We start from the raw sequence: 20,934 nt of genomic DNA, 5'->3' as shown, positions 1-20,934 counted from the left end.
TAAACATGGCCCTGGATCATTATGCGTATTGTCTGGGTCGCATGGCGGGATGAGAGTGCCTGCCATGCGGCGCTCGGAGAACCTTACCTCAATATCACTGGCCTTACGCGAAGAGATCGCATCGCGCACTGCATGTTTTTCGTATTACTGTCACAGGAGGATTTAACACATGTCGAGTAGCAACTATTACGATGTCACCGAGTGGAAGGAAGGGAATCCGTATCAGGATATTGGTGAGGTCATTAATAGCATTATCGCAGATATTAAAGCCAGGCAAACGGATGCCAACATTAATAACGGCGGAAAGCCCGGTGCAGTCATCTATATTCCACCGGGTGATTATCCTCTTCTTACCCAAGTGGTGATAGATATCAGCTATCTGAAAATTATGGGTTCCGGGCATGGTTTCACCTCTTCCAGTATCCGTTTTAATACGCCGGAGAGTGAATGGAAAAACTGGCACGAAGTGTGGCCGGGAGGCAGCCGCATACTCGTTGAGATGCAACCGGCAGCAGGCGGGGAGGCGTCTGCCGGGGCTGCCTTCTATATCGAACGCAGCGGAGACCCGCGGATAAGTTCTGTCGAGTTTGCTGATTTCTGTATTGATGGGTTGCACTTTGTGGACGATGGCTCAGGGAATGACGACCCTGAAAATACCTATCTCAATGGTAAAACAGGTATTTATATTGCCAGTGCGCAGGATTCATTCCGTATCAGCGGCATGGGGCTGGTGTATTTAGAGCATGGCGTCACTATTTATAACGCTGACGCGCTGGCGATACATAATAACTTCATTGCTGAATGTGGCCACTGCATTGAGCTGCGCGGCTCGGGGCAGGCATCGAAAATAACCGACAATCTCATCGGTGCCGGTTACAGGGGATATTCCATTTACGCACAAAATTTTGGCGGTTTGCTTATCACTGCCAATAATATTTTCCCGCGCGGAAAAAGCAGCATTCATTTTTCCGGCGTAGTGCGTTCCTCTGTCAGCAATAATCGGCTCCATTCATTTTATCCGGGCATGCTGGTCTTTGAAGACAACTGCGCAGAAAACCTGGTGTCGGCCAACCATTTCTTCCGTGAGCGCGAACCCTGGGCTCCGATGCAGGCTTACAACAACGGCTTGGATGATTTATACGGACTCCTTTATATCAGTGGCGACAATAATTCGATTATTGCCAATCATATATCGGAGACTATAGATACCCAGTATATTACCCCGTCAGGCGCCACCCCGGTGATAATCCGCGTGGTGTCCGGGCAGGGGAATCATATTTCAGATAATCATATCGTTGCCACCACCGAAACGTCACAAGCCCATGATGCGGCCGCAAGTGCTTGTTTCTCCACGCAGGTAAGCGCGTTGCTGGCGACTGACGGACTGGCAGCGCTTGATGTCATCACCGTGCGGATCGAAAAAGAGTCCCGGCAAAATATTGTCCTGGATTCAGGCGGTGAGGCTCAGGTCGTGCTGGACAGGGCGGTGAATGCCTTCAGGGCCACTCCCGTTCCGGGCCAGAGCTGTTAATGGGAGTTGTCCGTACGGATACGGGAGCCTGAAAAGCAGCGCAAACTTTCTCAAAAAGGCGGGCGGTGCGCCCGCTCTCAACGGCTTATAAAAATAGCAAAGTCCGAACACGCTTCCCGCTGCGGGACTTTATTGCCGCACCGTTCTTACGATTCGGCAAATTTCAGCAGCGCTTCACCATCAAGGCGATAGCGTACCCATTCGGACTGCGGCAGCGCGCCGATGCTCTGGTAAAAATCAATGGCGGGCTGGTTCCAGTCCAGCACGCTCCATTCAAGGCGGCCGCACTGCCGTTTCACCGCGCATTGCGCGATATGCTTCAGCAGCGCGCTGCCCGCACCTTGGCCGCGATAGTCAGGGGAAATATACAAGTCTTCCATATAAATACCGTTACGTCCGAGCCAGGTGGAATAGCTGGTGAAGAAAACGGCATACCCGACGATTTTACCTTCCATCTCACCGATCAACGCTTCGGTGTTACTGCCTGCGCCAAAAAGGGTTTCCCGGATTTCATCCGGCGTGGTGACCACTTCTTCCGGGGCTTTTTCATACACCGCCAGCTCATAGATCATGGCGTAAATGGCGGCAGCATCTTCCGGGCGGGCCTGACGAATCGTGATACTCATGGGTTTCCTGTTCTCTCTGCGGGGGACATTGATGGCGCTAAGCATAAGGGGTATTGTCAGAAGAATTAAGTGCAATGAAATCACCCAATGATGAATATTATGCATCCGGCGCTGAGGCGTCTTGATTTAAACCTTCTGCCGGTTTTTGACGCGGTTTATCGTCACCGTTCCGTGCGTCTGGCGGCGGATGAACTGGCGATGAGCACATCGGCGCTGAGCCATGCGCTGTCGCGGCTGCGTATCGCCCTCAACGATCCGTTATTTTACCGCGAAGGCCACCGTATGTGCCCCAGCGTATATGCCACGCAGCTCGCACCTTCTATCGCTTCGGCACTGAAATTCCTCAATCAGGAACTGACGCCGCCGCCGGAGTTTGCCGCCGCCGCCAGTACGGAGTGTTTACAAATTGCGATTACGGATTTTACCGCGTTGTGTATTTTCCCCGTCCTGATGCAGCAACTGCAGCACGAAGCGCCCGGTCTGCGCTTTGAGCTACTCTATTTGCCGCACAGCCCGGCGCTGACGGAATTGCTGGCGGGCGAAGTGGATCTGGCGCTTGGGTTCAGCACGCCGGATGATATCCGCCATCCAGAACTGGAAGAGATCGGTTGGTTTGAAGATGAGTATGTTGTCATCAGCAACACCCGTCGGACACGGCTGACGCTGGAGGATTATCTCGCCGCCCGGCATCTGGTGGTGACGCCCTGGAATGAGAAACGGGGCGTGCTGGATTTACAGCTTGAGCAGATGGGCTATACGCGGCAGATAGCGATCAAAACGCCATCGATGCTCAGCGCGCCGTTTATCGTTGCGCAAAGCGATCTGCTGATGGCGATTCCCCGGTTTGCCGCAGAGACGCTGATGCCGGCAACGGATATCAGGATTTTTGCATTACCGTTTGCGATACGCCCGTTTGAAGTGAAGATTTATTCCCATAAACGGAGCGGTAAGCGCGGCGCGACGAACTGGCTGAAAGAGAAACTGCAGATGCTGGCGCAAGAGGTTAACGCAGGGCGGTGAATGCGGAAAGTCTGTGGGGCACCGGGCGTGAGTCGTTTGGTCGCGGAAGCGGCGTGTCTGGGCGCAACGAACTGGCGGCTTTAAAAGATAGAGCATCTCCGGTCACTTTACGCCTATATCCAGTCATGATAAGTTCGGATGATGAATACAAAACACGTTATCAGCGTTTTCAGTCATAACCTGTGGTGGCTGCCTTCTTAAAGGCGGCCTGAATGTGTATTCCCCATTTTCAAATAACCGCCGAAAGGGCGGTTATTTGCTTTGATAAGACCCCTTTTCGGCCTGAGGCTTAAGGAGTCTTATATGAATGACCAAACCATTATTCTTACCGGCGATCGCCCAACCGGCCCGCTGCATCTGGGCCACTTTGTCGGCTCGCTGCGCCAGCGTGTGGCCCTGCAACATGATTATCAACAGTTTGTGTTGATCGCCGACCTCCAGGGGCTGACAGATAATGGCAGCAATCCGCAAAAAATTCGGGACAATATTCCCGAAGTGCTGGCCGATTATCTCGCTGCGGGTATCGATCCCTCGCTGACGACCATTTGTCTGCAATCCGCGCTGCCCGCCCTTGCCGAACTGACCGCGCTTTATATGAACATCGTTACCGTGGCGCGCGTGGAGCGCAATCCAACGGTAAAAAATGAGATTGCACAGAAAGGTTTTGCCCGTTCATTACCGGTCGGCTTTCTGGTCTATCCCATCAGTCAGGCGGCGGATATTACCGCCTTCAAGGCCAGCAGGGTTCCCGTCGGTGATGATCAATTACCGATGATCGAACAGACCAACGAAATCGTGCATAAGATGAACAGCCTGTTTCCCGAACCGGTATTGCGCCACTGCAAGGCCATGTTGAGCGACACCGGCCGCCTGCCGGGGATCGACGGCAACGCCAAAATGTCCAAGTCGCTGGGCAATACTTTGCTTCTTTCCGCCAGCGAGGAGACCATCCACCGCGCGGTTAGCGCAATGTACACCGACGAAAAACACCTAAAGGTGACCGATCCGGGGCAGATAACCGGCAATATGGTATTCACCTATCTGGATGCGTTTCACACGGATAAAGCGAAAGTCGCAGAGATGAAAGCGCATTATCAACGGGGCGGACTGGGGGATCGGGCATGCAAAAATGAGCTGGAGACGTGTTTGCAGGAGCTGATTGCCCCTATGCGCGAGCGGCGTGCGACTTATATTCAGGACAAAGGCATGCTTATGGCACTGTTGAAACAGGGCAGCGAGCGGGCGCATGACGTCACGCAGCGCACCTTACAGGAAGTGAAGCGGGGGCTGGGCGTGCCGGTATTCTGAGTGTGAGTCGAGCCGTTTAGCCAGGCGCCTGAATAGTGGTGAGACGGCTCAATGCTGGCGATGTGAGGGAGCGTAAAGGCCCGCTTTTCGCAAAGCGGACGCTGCCTTAAAAGTCTTGCATAAGATCGGAAACGATTTCTGCGGCCGGACGAACCGATTTGATGACGGAAATACCCGTGCCTGTGGAGACGACCCCTTGATCAAAATTGCCGAGCCGCATGGCCTGCCACAAAGAGTGGTATCCGTTCATTACCTTAAACATGGTTTCACGGTCGGTGCCCTGCGCTTCTAATTCTGCCAGTTTCGGGCTCAGAGTGGTGGGCAGGGTGCGGTAATACGCCGGCAGCGTACGGAAAAGCAGCAGATCTTCAGCGCTCGACTCTACAATCAGGCGTTTGACTTTCTCATCTGCGGGGTTTTCCTGGGCCGTCAAAAACAGGCTGCCGGCAAATACTCCTTCCGCCCCCAATGCCATGGCGGCACGCACACCCCGCACATCAGCTATACCGCCGGCGGCAACGACCGGGATTTTTACGCTATCCGCGATCATTGGCACGATACTGAACGTCCCCGTCACGCGGGATGGCACGGTGCCCCCTTCGTCAAAACCGGTTGCAATGATGATGTCGGCCCCTAATTTCTCTGCCTCTTGTGAATTGGCGATAGTGGGCGTCAGGGCACGGTAAAGCATTTTTATGCGGTGACTTTTAAAAAAGTCATATATTTCAGCGTCCAGCACTTCATTGATCAGTACCACCTCCACGCCTTCTTCAACCAGCATTTCTGCGGTTGCTCGCCAGAAGCTCATATCAGGTCCGTTAATTAACGTTGCGGCAAAAGGGTTCTCCGTCAGTTTTTTTACTTTTCTGATCTCCTCGCGCATGCGATCCAGTGCGACATAACGCGAGCCGGGCAGGCTGTCTTGCCCGGCGTGTGGCCCCAGCGTGCCCAGCCCCCGGCGTTTGAAACGGCAGCGACGAGTTCAGCATTGGTCAGAAAATACAAGGGGGCCTGTATGAACGGATAGCGGATATGCAAACGTTCAGTGATGCGGTTATTCATTATTCAACCTTGGTAAAAATCAGACAGGTGAAATATTACCCTTTGCAAAATGGAATGGAATCACCAAAAATGAACACATGATTTCCAAATATGGAAAGTAAAGTGGACTTTAACGCAACGAAATTGTTCATCGCGGTGGTGAATGCAGGCAGTTTTTCTGCGGCCAGTGACAGAATGGGGGTGCCGATCTCAACCCTGAGCCGAAAAATCAATGAGCTTGAGCAGGCGTTAAACGTACAGCTCCTGGAACGGTCGAGGCATGGGGTTAAGCCAACCTATAAAGGACAACAGTTCTTTGAACAGGCGCGTCTGGGCGTCGAGCTGCTGGAGGATGCACAAAAATCGGTAACCTCAGCCCACAAGTTACAGGGCAAATTACGTCTGTCTGTCCCTCCTAACTTCTCACTCTGGTGGGATTTACTGCTCGAATTTCAGCAGCGTTATCCCGATATAAAAGTATTTTGTCATTCAAGTGAAAGAGTCGTCGATTTGTTTGAGGATGGCGTCGATGTGGCGCTCAGAATGGGTAACTTAAATATCGATGATGTGATTGCCAAACCTGTCATGACGGTAGAGTCCTTGTTTGTGGCAAGCCCCAAACTATTAGCGCGTTACGGCACGCCAAAGACGCTGGCTGAAATGGCCCGGTTGCCCGTTGCCGGCTGGGAAAGTCTGAACCATGGTTTTTTTGAATGGGACTCTGGCTCAGAAAAGGTCAAATACGAGCCATTCTTTTCCACCAATAATGCACAGGCATTGATTCATTATGCCTTGAGTGGCATGGGCGTCTCACAACTGTTGGATTTTTCAGCCAGGCCCTGGCTGGAAAGCGGGGAGCTGGTGCAGCTTTTACCTGGGACGGTCAAACAAACCCTGCCGTTACACCTTATCTATGCCCGCCATAAACATCCTTCAGCACTTGTGCGGGCTTATCTGGATTTTTGTGCTGAGTGGGTGGGAAAGCTGAAGTAGCGTTGCAACAACGATGTCCGTTCGCTATGACCGCCGCTCCATTCGTTGCCTGAAGGTGCTGTGCCTTCAGGCATTATCATGGCGTGTGACAGACAAGATCGCCGGCGGATGGCCGAGGCAGCATGCCGGGCCCACGCGCTATGAGCAATCCGGCTCGGTGTTTATTTAATGGGAACGCTTGGCGTCGGCGGCGTCGATAATTTTTTTCCCGGCTTCGACATAACGCATATCCCCGATATCTTTAACCTGATACTTCCCATCGCGGTATTCTATTTTGACGGCGGCCGCATTCCCCATCCCTTTATTTTTCAGCGGATCGTTCGTCATATCTGAAATCATAATACCGATAGACATCCCGGAGGATACGGCCAATACATTTTTATCATGGTGCTGAAGCGCATCTTTGACCATCATGCCCAGCGCCGATTGCATACGGTCTCTGACCTGGCCTGCGGTTTCAGCATCATGTTTCTCATCAGCCTTACTGATAGCATCCGCCAGTTCTGTCAGAGACATTTTCCCTTGCTGGCGCAGTTCAGTCATTGCACTATCGCTTTTTAAGCCCAGCGCTTTACCTGCCGCCGTATTCATTTCGTTATTGGGTAAGCCTTCGAAGCCGCCAAAAAATACTTCGCGTAATGCTTTAAGTTCTTTAGGAGCCGCCTGGCTGTTTTGGCTTTGCATGATCAACGATAATGTTTCCCGCTGTCTTCCAAGATCGCCGGAATAGTATTTTTTGAAACCGATGTCTTTGCTGCCGGCGCCGAATTGACGGGCCACTTTTTCGCCTTCTTGCGTCAGCGGTGTATCTGACCATCCCTGAACGCGGTCATACAGGTTAAATATTGTTTGGCCGTGGCGGACGAAATAGATATCCACACTGCCTTTGCCATTATCCTGTAGCTGTGCCATGGCCGAACCCGATAGCAACATTAACGTTGCCAGAACAGATGCTGTTTTTTTCATTGTTATATCCTGGATGTTTGTCATAAAAATGTAATATAAAATAATGAATTACAGAGGGCTGCAACTGAGATCACAAAAATGAATGCGTCGATGTAAATCCATAATTACTCCCGTTATCGCGTGGGGAGCTGGCGCGTAATAAATATGACGTGGTGTTCTTTATGGCGATCTGTTTCAGCGATGAGCGTGCTATTTAGTCTTAAGGCATTTCCCTCAACTTCATTTTATTTAAACAATTTTGACAAGTGATTATTGTGGGTGAGCTACAACGGTATGCGTTAATTTTACACAAGACCGCTTTTAAACCGGTTCCGTCAGCACCCGATGGGTAACGTTCAGCGCAATTGCGTATACCCGTTCTGGCCAGTAAGTGATTAAGACGCTGTTACTGGCCAGCGGTGCGACTCGATTAATGCAGCTCTGCCGTTTGCCCGGTTTTGTCCGTCAGGCCGGATAATACGGCCAAGATCAGCGCAACGACGGAAAGTCCTGCACCCGCCCAGTTAGGCGACTGCAGGCCGAAACCCGCGCCAATAACGGCGCCGCCCAGCCAGGCGCCAATGGCGTTACCAAGGTTGAAAAGGCCAATGTTAACGGCGGCGGCCAGCGTGGGCGCACCCGCTGCCCGTGCTTTATCCATCACCAGTTTCTGGATCGGAGAAACGGTCGCAAAGCCGAACGCGGCCATCAGGAAAATACAGACGGCCGACATTGCCTGATTGTGGGTCGTAAAGTTAAAAATCAGTAGCACGATGGCCTGGGCCGCCAGCGTGATATACAGCATCGGCATCAGAGCACGGTCTGCATATTTGCCCCCCAGTTGGTTGCCGACAAACAGCCCCAGCCCGAACAGCAGCATCAGCCCGGCAAGGCTGCTTTCGCTGTAACCGGCCTGTTCCGTCATCATGGGGGCGATATAGGTTATGGAGGTAAAGAACGCGCCCGGCCCGAAGACGGTAATGCCCATGGCAAGCAGCACATTGACGTTTCTGAAGGCATTAAACTCATGGGCGAAGTTATGGTTCTGCGGACGGGGCTGGTGCGGGATCAGCATACCAATGCTGATAACGGTAACGATGCCAATGACCGCGATCGCCATAAAGGCATCACGCCAGGAAAGGTGCTGCCCAATCCAGGTGCCGGCGGGCACGCCGATCAGGTTGGCTACGGTCAGGCCCATAAACATGAAGGCGATGGCCCGCACGCGCTTCGAGGGGGTAACCATATCTGCCGCAATGATCGAGCCGATACCAAAGAATGCACCGTGGGTCATGGAGGTAATCACTCTGCCCAAAATGGCGATGCCCAGCGTGGGCGCAAATGCCGTAACAAGGTTACCGGCGACAAATAACGCCATCAGGAAGACCAGCATGGCTTTACGCGGTACTCTGGAGCCCAGAATAATCAGGGCCGGCGCCCCGACAAACACCCCCAGCGCGTAGGACGTAGCCAGGTTGCCGGCAACGGGAATGCTGACGTTAAAATCGGTGGCGATCACGGGGAGAAGGCCGGCAATAATGAATTCAGTGGTACCAATACCGAATGCACCTATCGCCAGAGCCCAGAGAGCAAATGGCATAACACATATCCTGTCAGTAAAATATTTACGTTAAGCTGCCCGTTATCATTGGGCCGGCCTCCGGCAAAAACCGGGTGGGCGCCGCAGTGGCAGCAGGGCAGTCAGAATATAAGTTTGCCGAAAGTTGATAAACAGCTCTGAAATCGCCTGAGCGTTGACAAAAATTCTACTTCAGGTCGCCAAAATACCCCTCAGAAGATTTTGTAAGCAGTTCATCAACGATGATCCGCACCTTGGGAATAAGATGCCGGGTTCGGGGCCAGATGACGTTAAGCTCAACCGGGTCGGGCATATGATCCGCCATTACCGTCACGAGATTGCCTGCGTTGAGATGACTCTTCACCATCGACTCCGGAAACTGCGCAATACCCGCTCCCGCCAGGCAGGCCTGGAGCATGGCGTCTCCGTCACTGATCTGGTGCGCCGCAGCAGAGATAAATTTCACTTCTCGTCCTCCCGCCGGGCGCAGCCGCCAGGCAAGGGGGGCTCCCCGCCGGTAGCCCATAATACAGCTGTGCGCTTTTAGCGCCTCCGTGTCCCCGGGCACACCGTACTGCTCAAGATAAGCGGAAGAGGCGCACAGTATGAGGCGCTGCCGGCCCAGGCGACGGGCGATCAACGCATCGGTACTCTGCAGTTCTCCCAGGCGCAGCACGAGGTCAACGCCTTCCTCCACCGGATCGATCAGACGATCGTTAAAAGTCAGAGCGAGTCGCAGAGCCGGATAACGGCTAATCAGCTCAAGCAGTACCGGCATCATCAGGTTCCGGCCAAATGACGCCGGCATATCTATCCGGACGGTACCTGCGGGGTTGTCCTGACGTTTGCTGAGCGTGTTTTCCGCAGAGTCCAGGATTTCCAGCGCCGAAAGGCAGCTTGTGAGATAGGCTTCCCCGTCACTGGTCAAACTCAGTTTACGCGTGGAGCGGTGAAACAGTCGCGTTCCCAGCCGCGCCTCAAGCCTGGCCACGCTTTTACCGACCGCGGACTTTGTAATGCCCAGTTGCTCTGCGGCTTCAGTAAAACTGCTCGATTTTGCCGTAATGACAAAATGTGTAATGCCCCGCAGGGATTCTGCTGTAAATCCGGTAGACATAATGTTGACTCAGGAGTGGTTAATAACGCATTTATCGATGTGTAATTCTATACCAGGCCTGAGTCAGTGCGTAAACAACGCGCCGGCCACTGCCGGAGTGTTGGGATGAGGTTGAGCACGACGGCAGATAGCGTATGCTAATTATTATCGCATTGAAGGAAAGCCTTATGGATTACAGCAAAATTATCAAAGAAATAGGGCGCGGCAAGCTGCACGCGCGCAGTCTGGATCGGGAAACGGCGCGCCGGCTGTATCAGGCGATGCTGGCCGGCGAGGTGCCGGAGCTGGAACTGGGCGGCGTGCTGATCGCTTTGCGCATCAAGGGCGAGGCGGAAGAGGAGATGCTTGGCTTTTACCAGGCGATGCAGCAGCAGGTGACGCAGCTGCAGCCGCCGGCGGGGCGGCCGATGCCGGTGGTGCTGCCGAGCTACAACGGTGCGCGCAAGCAGGCCAACCTGACGCCGCTGCTGGCGCTGTTGCTGGCGCGGGTCGGGCTGCCGGTGGTGGTGCACGGCGTGGTGGACGATGCCACGCGCGTTACCAGCGGGGAAATCTTTCAGGCGCTGGGGATCAAGGCCGCCGCGGACGCCGCAACGGCGCAGCAGCAGCTTGATGGCGGCGAGGCGGTATTTATGCCGGTGACCGCGCTGTCGCCGGCGCTGGAGCGTCAGCTCGGTTTACGCTGGCGCATGGGGGTGCGCAACAGCGCCCATACGCTGGCCAAGCTGGCGACGCCGTTCGGCGAGCATGACGTGCTGCGCCTTGCCAGCGTCTCTCACCCGGAATACGTGGATCGCGTTGGCTCGTTTTTCCGCCAGATCGGCGCGCGCGGCCTGCTGATGCACGGCACCGAAGGCGAGGCCTACGCCAACCCGCAGCGCTGCCCGCAGATTCATTTTATCGCCGACGGCGAACAGCGCGTGCTGCTGGAGCGTCCGGCGCTGAATGAAACGCCGGCCTTACCGGCGGCGAAAGACGCGGAGACCACCGCGCGCTGGATTGAGCGCTGCCTGGCCGGCGAGGTGGCGATCCCGCAGGCGCTGGCGCTGCAGGTGGCCTGCTGTCTGGTGGCGACCGGGCAGGCGGCGACGCTGGAGCAAGGGCTGGCGCGGCTGGCGTAACGCCATTTTGCTTTTCACCTCAGGGGCGGGCGTGTCCCGCTTCGCCACAGGAAAGGACGGTTATGCAACAGGCTCTCGATTACTTTAATCAGTTAAATCAGGACTATCTGCAGGTGCACCAGACCAAGGAGGCGTTGTTCTGGCAGCAGTATATGGGCACCGGCGCCGATGACGTGTCGGCGCGCTTTACCGCGGCGGAAAGCGCCTATAAGCGCTTTATCGGCGAGCCGCGCCGCCTGGCGGAAATCCGTCAGCTGCTGGCGCAGTTGGAAGAGGAAACGCCAAGCGAGGCGCTGCGCGCGCTGCAGCACGGCCTGAACGGCTGGCTGCGTTTCTTTGACTGCAACGCGGTGGAAGATCCCGAGGCGCAGAATTTATTGGATCAGATCATCGCCGCCGAGGCCGATCTGTTCGATCGTCGCAAAGCCTATCCGGTCACGCACCTGAACGCGCAGGGCGAGCGGGTGGCGGCGTCGCTGGGCGAGCTGCTGACCAATCAGGCGACCAACGAAAATGAGGCGTACCGACGCAGTTCACAGGACGCGCTGCGCGATCTGGAACAGTGGCTGCTGCACAACGGCCTGCCGGAACTGATCGGCCTGCGCAACCGCTTTGCGCGCCAGATGGGCTACCGCAACTACTTCGATTACAAGGTGAATAAAACCGAGCGCATGACGCCGGAACAGCTGTTCGCCATTCTCGACCGCTTTGAGCAGCAGACCCGCGAGGCTAACGCGCACAGCCTGCGGCAGCTGGCGCAGCAGCAGGGCGAACAGGCGCTGCAGCCGTGGAACATCCGCTTTGCCAGCGCCGGCGACGTTACGCGGCAGCTCGATCCCTACTTTCCGTTCTCGCAGTCGCTGGAGCGCTGGGTGAACAGCTTCAAGCGGCTGCATATCAGTTTCCGCGGCGCAGCGCTGAATCTGGACCTGCTGGTGCGGCCGGGCAAATACGAAAACGGCTTTATGCACGGCCCGGTGCCGCCGTTCGTGCAGCAGGGGCAGTGGCTGCCGGCGCAGATTAACTTCACCAGCCTGGCGCAGCCGGGGCAGGTGGGCAGCGGCGCCTACGGCCTGAATACCCTGTTCCACGAGGGCGGTCATGCGGCGCATTTTGCCAATATCGCGCAGAACGCGCCGTGCTTCTCGCAGGAGTTTCCGCCCACGTCGATGGCCTATGCGGAAACCCAGTCGATGTTCTGCGACAGCCTGCTGGACGACGCCGACTGGCTGAAGCGCTATGCGAAAAACGCCGCCGGCGAGGCGGTGCCGGATGCGCTAATCAAGGCCGGCATCGACGCGCGCCAGCCGATGCGCGCCTTTAACGAACGTCATATTCTGCTGGTGCCTTACTTTGAGTGGGCGCTGTATCAGTGGGATGACGCGCAGCGTACGCCGCAGGAGATAGCACAGCTGGCGCGCGACGTTGAGCAGCGGATCCTCGGGGTCAGCGGCAGTCCGCGCCCGACGCTGGTAATTCCGCATCTGTTGTCGCTGGAGTCGGCCTGTTCGTATCAGGGTTACCTGCTGGCGTTGATGGCGGTAGAGCAGACGCGCCACTTCTTCCTGCAGCGTGACGGCTACCTGACCGATAACCCGGCCATCGGCCCCGATCTGGCGCATCACTACTGGCTGCCGGGCAACAGCGTCAGCCACGACGACACCCTGCGCAGCCTGACCGGCGAAGGCTTTAACCCGGACTACCTGGCGACGGCCTGCAACCAGACGGTGGAGCAGGCCTGGCAGGCGGCGCAGCAGACGATGGCCGCGGCGGCGGCGCGTCCGCAGCCGGCGGCGGATTTCAATCTGCAGGCGCATATCCGCGTGGTGGATGGCGATCGCGTGCTGGCGGATAACGCCGACGGCGACGCGCAGATGTGCCGCGACTTTGCCGCAGCGATAGAGGAACGCTCGTAAGCGGCGCGCGGGCGCGCTACTTCAGCGCGTCCGGCCGCACCAGATCGAAACGGTGGCTTTCCTCGATGGCGTAGTACGCCGTCGGGCCGCCGGCGCGCAGGATCGGCTGTGCGGCGGCGGTCTGGTAGACGCCGTGCTCATCCAGCAGCGCGCGCTCGATATGCACCGCCACCACTTCCCCCAGCACCAGCCAGGTATCGACCTTGTCGCCGGCCGCGCTCTGCAGCTGGATGCACTGGCTCAGCCGGCACTCAAAGTGCACCGGGCTTTCCGCCACCCGGTCGACCTTGACCTTGCGGCCGGCCAGCGGCGTCAGGCCGGCGAAGGCGAATTCATCCTCGTGACGCGGCAGCGACGCCGAGCTGTTGTTCATCGCCTCGGCCAGCGGGCGGGTCGCCAGATTCCAGACGAATTCGCCGGTTTCCACGATATTGGCCACGCTGTCTTTCCAGCCGGAGCTGGCGAAGCCGATGATCGGCGGCCGGTAGTTGAAGCAGTTAAAGAAGCTGTAGGGCGCCAGATTACGCTGTCCGTCGGCGTTGACGGAAGAGATCCAGCCGATCGGGCGCGGCCCGACAATGGCGTTCAGCGGATCGTGCGGCAGGCCGTGGCCGGCGGCGGGTTCATAGTAATAACGTGATTCACTGCTCATGCTGTCTGTGCCCTCCCGGGCTGAATGGCGGCATCCTGACGGATAAAAACCCCTTTATTCTGGCGCGTTTCCCGCAGGCTGCAAGTTTACCCGGCGAATATGCTATCTTATGCCGCAGTTCCCGCCAGTAAGAGTACGTCAGGTGCAAAAAAAGAAAACCTTCCCGCAGCAGAAAAACGGCCTGCATCCCCGCAATCGCCACCGTTCCCGTTATGATTTTCCGCAGCTTATCGCCAGTTGTCCGGCCTTGGCGCCGTTTGTCACGCCGAATCAGTGGGGCGATGAGTCGGTAGACTTTGCCGACCCGGCGGCGGTGAAAATGCTGAACCGCGCCCTGCTACAGCATTTTTACGGCATCGAGCACTGGGATATCCCGGCCGGCTATTTGTGCCCGCCGATCCCCGGCCGCGCCGACTACCTGCATCATCTGGCGGACTTACTGGCGGCCGGCAACGGCGGCGCGATCCCGCGCGGTAAGGGCGTGGCGATCCTCGATGTCGGCGTGGGCGCCAACTGCATTTACCCCATCGTCGGCGTGCGCGAATACGGCTGGCGTTTTACCGGCTCCGAGGTCGAGAGCGGGGCGCTGCAGTCGGCCAAAATGATTGTCGCGATGAACCCGCAGTTGAAAAACAGCGTGCGTCTGCGGCAGCAAAAACAGCCGGCGCGGATTTTTGACGGCATCATCGGCGCTGCCGAGCGCTTCGACGCTACGCTGTGCAACCCGCCGTTCCACGCTTCCGCCGAGGAGGCGCGCGCCAGTACCCGACGCAAGCTGCATAAGCTGGGCAAAGGCGAGGTGGCGGCGCAGCCGGTGCAGAACTTTGGCGGCAAGAACAATGAGTTGTGGTGCGCGGGGGGCGAAGAAGCCTTTGTGTGTGCGATGGTGGCGGAGAGCGTCGGTAAAGCGCAAAACTGCCTGTGGTTCACCTCGCTGATTTCCAAAAGCAGCACGCTGCCGGCGGTCTATCAGGCGCTGCGGCAGGCGGGGGCGGTGGAAGTGCGCGCCGTTGAGATGGCGCAGGGGCAAAAAATCAGCCGCTTTGTCGCCTGGACGTTCCACACGGCGGAGCAGCAGGCCGCCTGGGCCGCCGAACGCTGGCGCTGATCCTGTCCCGTTTACGCGCCGGCATCCTCGCCGGCGCAAATAATGTCCCGACTTTTCTTTCCTTTCCGCCGGCTTGGGTGATGCTCAGCCGGCCTGCCACTCGGCGACCAGCGTTTGCACCAGCTGCGCCGCGGGCATCTCCCGCGCCAGCGTTGCGCCCTGGCCGGCCCACTGGGCGCCGAACCCCGGCTCGCCCTGGGCGGCGGCGGCGGCGGCAAGCGCTTTGCCCAGCGCATAGGTCAGCGGGTAGGGCGGAATGCTGTCCTGCGCGACGTCGCGTGTAAACCGGCAGAATGCGTTATTGATGCATCTGGCCGGCCGGCCGGAGATGGCGGAGACCATCACCGTATCGGCGGCCTGCGGGCTTTGCAAACTGCGGCGGTAAGCCTGATTGGCGGCGGACTCCGGGCACAGAATAAACGCGGTGCCCATCTGGACGCCGGCCGCGCCCAGCTTCAGCATCGCGGCCATCCCCGCGCCGTCCATAATGCCGCCGGCCGCAATCACCGGCACGTCGGTGACCCGCCGTATCGCCTGCAACAGGGTAAAGGTGGTTAGCCGGCGGTCGTCATCCTGCAGATTAAACTGGCCGCGGTGCCCGCCGGCTTCAATCCCCTGCGCCACGATAAAGTCAATCTGGCTGGCCGCAATCCAGCTGGCTTCTTCCGGCGTGGTGGCGCTGGCGAAAGTGACGATACCGTGCGCTTTTAACCGGGCGATAAACGCGGCGGACGGGATGCCGAAGTGGAAGCTGACCGCCGCCGGGCGCAGGGTTAACAGCACCTCCAGCATGCGCGCGTTATCCTGGAACGTTTGGTAGATCTCGCTTAATTCAGCGGGCGGCTCGGCGCCGTACTGGCGGAATAGCGGCGCGAAGCGTTGGATCCACGCCTGCTCCAGCGCCGCATCGCGCTGCACCGGCGGGTGGCAGAATACATTGACGTTTATCGGCCCGGCCGTCAGCGCCTGCGTTTTGCCGATCATCACTTCCGCCTGCTCCGGCGTGGAGGCGCCGACGCTGATGGAGCCTAACGCGCCGGCGTTGCTGACTGCCGCCGCCAGCTCAGGGGTGGAGACGCCCGCCATCGGCGCCTGAACCAACGGGTACTGCAGATTAAGCCGGGTACACAAAGTGGTTTTCATCGTTACACCTGCTTGAGTTCACGGTAAGGTAGATAAAATCTCGTGTAGAGACTTAAAAATCAATATCGTTTTCAAAATGAGAATGAAAGATGAACCATACTTCACTGGAAATCTTCAAAGTGGTGGCGGAAGAGCTGAGCATTAACCGTGCCGCCCGACGGGTGGGGCGGGTTCAGTCCAACGTCACAACGCGCATCCAGCAGCTGGAAGAAGAGCTGGAGGTTCAGCTGTTTATCCGTGAGAACCGGGCGCTGCGGCTGTCGCCGCAGGGCAAGAAATTTCTGACGTATACCAAAAGAATGCTCAGCCTGGCGGAGGAAGCACGCCAGTCTCTGCATCCCCACAGCCCGAGCGGCCAGCTGGCGTTTGGCGCGATGGAGTGCACCGCCGCCAGCCGGCTGACGCAGCCGCTGGCGACGTTCAGCCAGGCCTGCCCGGCGGTGCGGCTGAGCTTTACCACGCTGCCGACGCGCCAGCTGACGGAAAAGGTGCAAGAGTGGGAACTGGACTGCGCGCTGGTGGCGCTGCCGGCTGATGAAGAGGGGGAGGTGATGTGCCCTGACGGACTTGCCTGCCAGCCGATGTTTGTCGAGCGGCTGATGCTGCTGCAGGCGGCGGAAGGCTGCGACGCCGGGAATGGGCGCACCGCCCGGAAGCTGGCCGCCTTTGTTGACGGCTGCACCTACCGGGAAATTGCTCTGCGCCTGCTGGCCGGCGGCACGGGCGATCGACCGCCTGAGGTGCAGGCAGTCGGTTCTTACCATGCGATGCTGGCCTGCGTCGCGTCGGGCAGCTACTGCTGTGTGCTGCCGCAAAGCGTGCTTGAGCTGCTGTCGCTGCCGGCGGGGCTGAGCGTGACGCCTGCCGGAACGGCCGTTACCCAGTTTATCTGGCGGTCGGAGAGCCGTTCGCCGGCGGTGGAAAGTCTGCGCCGCACGCTGCTGGCGACGTCCAATATGGCGGAGATGTCACGGTGATGAGGGGGCCGGCCGTATGCCGGCCCCGTACCGGCGTCAGGAAACGTGCTGCAGGAACTCCTGCAGGCGCTGGCTTGGCGGGTGATTGATCAACTGATGCGGATCGCCGTCCTGCGCGATGCGCCCTTTGTCGATAAAGATCAGCCGCGAGGCCACCTTCTCGGCAAAGCCGACCTCGTGGGTGACGATCACCATGGTCATGCCCTCCTCGGCCAGATCCTGCATCACCTTCAGCACCTCGTGGCGCAGTTCGGGATCGAGCGCCGAGGTGGGTTCGTCGAACAGCATCATTTTCGGTTTCACCGCCAGCGCGCGGGCGATGGCCACACGCTGCTGCTGGCCGCCGGACAGTTCGGACGGATAGTGATGCGCGCGCTCCGCCAGCCCGACCTTTGCCAGCAGCTCACGCGCCAGTTTATCGGCGTCGGTTTTACTCAGGCCGCGTACGCGGATCGGGCCGAAGGCGACGTTTTCCAGCGCAGTCAGGTGCGGGAACAGGTAGAACTGCTGGAACACCATCCCGGCCTCCTGACGGATCAGCCGTTCGTCGACGTGCGGATCGTTGGCCTTTAAGCCGTCGACGATCAGATCGCCGGCGGTGATCTCTTCCAGTTTATTGATGCAGCGCAGCAGGGTGGATTTGCCGGAGCCGGACGGCCCGATAATCACCACCACTTCCCCCTGATCGATCTTCAGGTCGATATCGTGCAGCACCTGGGTTTGCCCGAAGTGCTTGGAGACGTTTTTAAATTCAATCACAGGATTTTCATCCTTCTTTCCAGACGACGCAGCACAAAGCTCAGCACCAGCGTGATGATCAGATAAATGACGGCGACGGCGCTCCAGATTTCCAGCGCGCGGAAGTTGCCGGCGATGATTTCCTGCCCCTGACGGGTCAGTTCGGCGACGCCGATGACGATAAACAGCGAGGTGTCCTTAATGCTGATAATCCACTGGTTGCCCAGCGGCGGCAGCATGCGGCGCAGCGCCAGCGGCATGATCACATGGCGGATGGTTTCGCGTCGCGACAGGCCGAGCGCCAGCCCGGCTTCGCGGAAGCCGTTATGAATCGACAGCACCGCGCCGCGGGTAATTTCGGCAATATAGGCGCCGGAGTTGATCATAATGGTCACCACCGCGGCGGTGAACGGGTCGATGCGCAGGTCGGTAAACGCCATAGGCAGGGCGAAGTAAATAAACATCACCTGTACCACGATCGGCGTGCCGCGGATCACTTCAATAAAGACCAGGGCGATATGGTTGGCGATCCAACCGCCGTAGGTGCGGGCGAAACCGGCGATGAGGCCGATAATCAGGCCGCCAATCAGACCGAGGACCGAAATCCACAGGGTCATCTTGGCGCCTTCTAACAGGATGGGCAGGGCGGGCCAGATGGCGCTCCAGTCGAACTGCATGGTGTTTACTCCCGGTGTTCCCCAATGGGGGATCAGAGACAACAGCACACGGCGGGCCGGGTGACGACGCCGCCGTGTGCGATGAACACGCGGTCAGACGTGATTATTTGGGTTCGCTACCGAACCATTTTTTATAGATTTCGTTGTAGGTGCCGTTTTCACGCAGCGTTTTCAGCGCGCCGTTGACCTTCTCGCGCAGATCGCTGCCTTTCGGGAAGGCGATGCCGTATTGCTGTGCTTCCAGCGAGTCGCCCACCGTTTTGAATTTGCCGGCGCCGGCGGTCTTGATAAAGTACAGAATGTTCGGCGTGTCGTGCACCACCGCGTCGGCGCGCTTGGTGCCCAGCTCCATATAGGCGTTGTCGATATTCGGGAACTGGCGCAGATCCTTGGTTTTGACGTGTTCCTTCACGTAATCCACCGAACCGGTGCCGCTTTTCACCGCCACCACTTTGCCGTTCAGGTCGTTGACGTTTTTCACCTCGTCATTATCGGCGTTGACCATCACCAGCAGGCCGCTTTTGTAGTAACCGTCGGAGAAATCGATGGCTTTCTGGCGCTCTTCGGTAATGGTGATGCCGGCCAGCGCCACATCAACGTTTTTGGTCTGCAGCGCCGGGATGATGCCGCCGAAGTCCATCGGCTTCAGGCTATAGTCCAGCTTCAGCTCTTTGGCGATGGCGGCCCACAGATCGATATCGAAACCGACGTATTGGTTACCCTGTTTGAATTCGAAAGGAACGAAGGCGGTGTCGGTGGCGACCACCAGTTTGTCTGCTGCGTGAGAACTTACGGCAAAGGCCAGCGACAGGGCGGCCAGCGAGGTTTTAAATATTGACTTCATGAGAGGAATTTCCTGTACAGGTTGTGATTGACCCATTTTTTTATTGCATTATCGCCATGAAATAATCGTGCCACGTCTGCGATTTCTATAAAAACAAAGGGTTAAGATGTGATGTTGTGCCGTTATGGCGAGTTATTATGATTACGCTCTCAACGGGTGCCCGATAAGGGTGCAGGCGATCGCCGTTGGTGCGTTAGCTTATGATTAACTAAAAACTGGTGGCAAAACAACCGAAAGTTAACAATTAAGCATCAATACTGATAACTAAATCTAACTTTTTGGCGCAACGCAGGGGATGTCGCAGCGCAAAAAAACCGCTCAGGTGGCCCTGAGCGGGGGAAGATTAGCGTAGTTGGCTGTCTTTACTGCCGCGGCGGTTGTACAAACTGCCGGCGGCGTGTTTTTTATCCAGCGCGTTCTGGCAGTTCAGGCAGTAGCGTACGCCTTGTAAAGCCTGGCGGCGCGCCAGCGGGATTGCTTCCCCGCACTCCTGACAATATTGTTCGCTTTCGCCGTGCCCCAGCGCCTGCCGGGCGCGCTGTACGGCGTCGTCGACGGTGGAGTCGATTTGATCCTGAACCGCGCCGTCTGCCGCCCATCCGCTTGCCATAAGCCACCTCCTGCCGTAAAAGACCTCTCAACAGAATATGGTGTTTTTTTCGCCGATTTCAAGCGTGGTACGCCGATGACAACAGGCTGACGCCGCAGCGACAGCCTGTATAAGCAGGGTTATTCGATATTGGCTTCAATAAACCACAGGAATTTATCCAGATCGCGCGAAGCGGCGGTAAAGATATCCGCGGTGTCTTCGTCATCCACGGCGCTGATTGCCTGGCGGATGTCGTTCGCCACGATGCCGTAACGGTCGGCCAGCGCTTTCAGGTGTTCCTGTACGCTGTGGATATGGGTCGGGTAGCTTTTCAGCGGCGTGGCCGCGTTGACGGTCTGCACGGTGCCCAGCGCAATGCCGCCCAATTGGACCACGCGCTCGGCGAAGATATCCAGATGATCGGTAATCGCGGTGCGGAAGCCGTCGAGCATTTCATGTACGGCGATAAAGTTGGCGCCGCGCATGTTCCAGTGCGCCTGTTTGGTGATCAGCGACAGGTCAATAAACTGTGTGAGCTGGTGGTTCAGGATGCTGATGGTCGCCAGCTTGGTTTTGTCATCCATATCATTGCGGGTATACAGAAGGTCAGAAGATTTCGTTTTCACCAGTTTTGCGGTACTCATAAAGATATCCTCTTAAATTGTTGTCCCAAATTCACTACGGAATAATTATAGCAGCGTCGGGTTATTTTATCGGCTGATAAAGGCTATGGATTAAATAGGCAGGGGCGATGTAATGGCGTGTTGAGGTTAAATTAATGTTAATTTGATGGCGTTGTTACTTATTGATAATCATCGATTTTTTATTTTAAATAATATGCGGCGGCGTTATTTGTCGGGTATTGCTCTGGCGCGGTGTTTAATGACTCATTGATAATCAACGGATAAGTTCCTCTCCCACGGTTAATCATCCTGGTTATGTTTTTTAAACCAGCATCAAGGCGATATGCTGTTTTTGAAAACATCCTCTCCGTGCGTCGTGCGCGTCC

The 20,934-nt window shown here is 57.1% G+C and carries 21 protein-coding genes; 8 read left to right on the top strand and 13 right to left on the bottom strand.

Going from position 1 to position 20,934, the window contains the following annotated elements; all coding sequences use genetic code 11:
• Positions 1–169: 169 nt before the first annotated feature.
• The gene (locus FO014_RS03030) at positions 170–1,531 is read left to right on the top strand and encodes a NosD domain-containing protein (RefSeq protein ID WP_160027716.1); all 1,362 of its coding nucleotides are present in this window, start codon (positions 170–172) and stop codon (positions 1,529–1,531) included.
• 146 nt (positions 1,532–1,677) lie between these two features.
• On the opposite strand, the gene FO014_RS03025 is transcribed toward FO014_RS03030, so the two are convergent.
• Positions 1,678–2,157 carry a GNAT family N-acetyltransferase gene (locus tag FO014_RS03025; protein ID WP_105230328.1) on the bottom strand — a complete coding sequence of 160 codons (480 nt, stop codon included), beginning with the start codon at positions 2,155–2,157 and terminating at the stop codon, positions 1,678–1,680.
• Between the two features lie 87 nt (positions 2,158–2,244).
• Between FO014_RS03025 and FO014_RS03020 the strand changes: the two genes are divergently transcribed.
• Together FO014_RS03020 and trpS are read left to right on the top strand one after the other, a co-directional pair.
• Positions 2,245–3,177 (top strand): LysR family transcriptional regulator, encoded by a 933-nt coding sequence (locus FO014_RS03020; protein ID WP_105230329.1) that lies wholly within the window; start codon positions 2,245–2,247, stop codon positions 3,175–3,177.
• A gap of 303 nt (positions 3,178–3,480) precedes the next feature.
• Positions 3,481–4,485 carry a tryptophan--tRNA ligase gene (gene trpS / locus FO014_RS03015; RefSeq protein WP_160027714.1) on the top strand — a complete coding sequence of 335 codons (1,005 nt, stop codon included), beginning with the start codon at positions 3,481–3,483 and terminating at the stop codon, positions 4,483–4,485.
• 106 nt (positions 4,486–4,591) lie between these two features.
• On the opposite strand, the gene FO014_RS03010 is transcribed toward trpS, so the two are convergent.
• Positions 4,592–5,368, bottom strand: a complete 777-nt coding sequence (locus FO014_RS03010; protein ID WP_246168070.1) for an NAD(P)H-dependent flavin oxidoreductase — start codon at positions 5,366–5,368, stop codon at positions 4,592–4,594.
• Positions 5,344–5,547 (bottom strand): hypothetical protein, encoded by a 204-nt coding sequence (locus tag FO014_RS23905; protein ID WP_246168069.1) that lies wholly within the window; start codon positions 5,545–5,547, stop codon positions 5,344–5,346. The genes FO014_RS03010 and FO014_RS23905 overlap by 25 nt, the downstream gene beginning before the upstream one ends.
• Before the next feature lie 90 nt (positions 5,548–5,637).
• Between FO014_RS23905 and FO014_RS03005 the strand changes: the two genes are divergently transcribed.
• Entirely contained in the window at positions 5,638–6,519 is an 882-nt protein-coding gene (locus FO014_RS03005; protein WP_241967382.1) for a LysR family transcriptional regulator, read from the top strand.
• A gap of 165 nt (positions 6,520–6,684) precedes the next feature.
• Here FO014_RS03005 and FO014_RS03000 read toward each other — a convergent pair whose 3' ends face one another.
• From FO014_RS03000 to FO014_RS02990, 3 genes are all read right to left on the bottom strand, one after another.
• Positions 6,685–7,485 (bottom strand): histidine phosphatase family protein, encoded by an 801-nt coding sequence (locus FO014_RS03000; protein ID WP_246168068.1) that lies wholly within the window; start codon positions 7,483–7,485, stop codon positions 6,685–6,687.
• A gap of 409 nt (positions 7,486–7,894) precedes the next feature.
• Positions 7,895–9,064, bottom strand: coding sequence for an MFS transporter (locus tag FO014_RS02995; protein WP_160027712.1), 1,170 nt, complete (start codon positions 9,062–9,064; stop codon positions 7,895–7,897).
• Positions 9,065–9,230: 166 nt separating this feature from the next.
• Complete coding sequence (locus FO014_RS02990; protein ID WP_160027710.1) at positions 9,231–10,160, bottom strand: LysR family transcriptional regulator; 930 nt, start codon at positions 10,158–10,160, stop codon at positions 9,231–9,233.
• A gap of 167 nt (positions 10,161–10,327) precedes the next feature.
• Between FO014_RS02990 and ybiB the strand changes: the two genes are divergently transcribed.
• Both ybiB and FO014_RS02980 read left to right on the top strand, forming a co-directional pair.
• A complete protein-coding gene (gene ybiB, locus FO014_RS02985; RefSeq protein ID WP_160027708.1) occupies positions 10,328–11,281 on the top strand; it encodes a DNA-binding protein YbiB in 954 nt (317 codons plus the stop codon).
• 62 nt (positions 11,282–11,343) lie between these two features.
• Complete coding sequence (locus FO014_RS02980; RefSeq protein ID WP_160027706.1) at positions 11,344–13,197, top strand: M3 family metallopeptidase; 1,854 nt, start codon at positions 11,344–11,346, stop codon at positions 13,195–13,197.
• A gap of 16 nt (positions 13,198–13,213) precedes the next feature.
• Here the strand turns inward: FO014_RS02980 and FO014_RS02975 are convergent, their stop codons facing one another.
• Complete coding sequence (locus tag FO014_RS02975; RefSeq protein ID WP_160027704.1) at positions 13,214–13,849, bottom strand: flavin reductase family protein; 636 nt, start codon at positions 13,847–13,849, stop codon at positions 13,214–13,216.
• 142 nt (positions 13,850–13,991) lie between these two features.
• Between FO014_RS02975 and rlmF the strand changes: the two genes are divergently transcribed.
• A complete protein-coding gene (gene rlmF, locus FO014_RS02970; protein ID WP_201282911.1) occupies positions 13,992–14,957 on the top strand; it encodes a 23S rRNA (adenine(1618)-N(6))-methyltransferase RlmF in 966 nt (321 codons plus the stop codon).
• Between the two features lie 84 nt (positions 14,958–15,041).
• Here the strand turns inward: rlmF and FO014_RS02965 are convergent, their stop codons facing one another.
• Entirely contained in the window at positions 15,042–16,100 is a 1,059-nt protein-coding gene (locus tag FO014_RS02965) for an NAD(P)H-dependent flavin oxidoreductase (protein ID WP_160027700.1), read from the bottom strand.
• 89 nt (positions 16,101–16,189) lie between these two features.
• On the opposite strand from FO014_RS02965, the gene FO014_RS02960 reads away from it, so the two are divergent.
• Positions 16,190–17,077, top strand: coding sequence for a LysR family transcriptional regulator (locus FO014_RS02960; protein WP_105230341.1), 888 nt, complete (start codon positions 16,190–16,192; stop codon positions 17,075–17,077).
• Positions 17,078–17,113: 36 nt separating this feature from the next.
• Here the strand turns inward: FO014_RS02960 and glnQ are convergent, their stop codons facing one another.
• The 5 genes from glnQ to dps all read right to left on the bottom strand — a co-directional run bounded on the left by glnQ (position 17,114) and on the right by dps (position 20,569).
• Positions 17,114–17,836 carry a glutamine ABC transporter ATP-binding protein GlnQ gene (glnQ, locus tag FO014_RS02955; protein ID WP_105230342.1) on the bottom strand — a complete coding sequence of 241 codons (723 nt, stop codon included), beginning with the start codon at positions 17,834–17,836 and terminating at the stop codon, positions 17,114–17,116.
• Positions 17,833–18,492, bottom strand: a complete 660-nt coding sequence (gene glnP / locus FO014_RS02950) for a glutamine ABC transporter permease GlnP (RefSeq protein WP_105230343.1) — start codon at positions 18,490–18,492, stop codon at positions 17,833–17,835. The genes glnQ and glnP overlap by 4 nt, the downstream gene beginning before the upstream one ends.
• Before the next feature lie 103 nt (positions 18,493–18,595).
• A complete protein-coding gene (gene glnH / locus FO014_RS02945) occupies positions 18,596–19,336 on the bottom strand; it encodes a glutamine ABC transporter substrate-binding protein GlnH (RefSeq protein WP_105230344.1) in 741 nt (246 codons plus the stop codon).
• 343 nt (positions 19,337–19,679) lie between these two features.
• The gene (locus tag FO014_RS02940) at positions 19,680–19,946 is read right to left on the bottom strand and encodes a DksA/TraR family C4-type zinc finger protein (RefSeq protein WP_105230345.1); all 267 of its coding nucleotides are present in this window, start codon (positions 19,944–19,946) and stop codon (positions 19,680–19,682) included.
• 119 nt (positions 19,947–20,065) lie between these two features.
• Complete coding sequence (gene dps, locus FO014_RS02935; protein WP_105230346.1) at positions 20,066–20,569, bottom strand: DNA starvation/stationary phase protection protein Dps; 504 nt, start codon at positions 20,567–20,569, stop codon at positions 20,066–20,068.
• Positions 20,570–20,934: the final 365 nt, after the last annotated feature.

The sequence above is a fragment of the Serratia rhizosphaerae genome, from assembly GCF_009817885.1.
Taxonomy (GTDB): domain Bacteria; phylum Pseudomonadota; class Gammaproteobacteria; order Enterobacterales; family Enterobacteriaceae; genus Serratia_B; species Serratia_B rhizosphaerae.
Note: the sequence above shows the minus strand (reverse complement) of the source record. Positions and strands in the feature narration are given on the sequence as shown.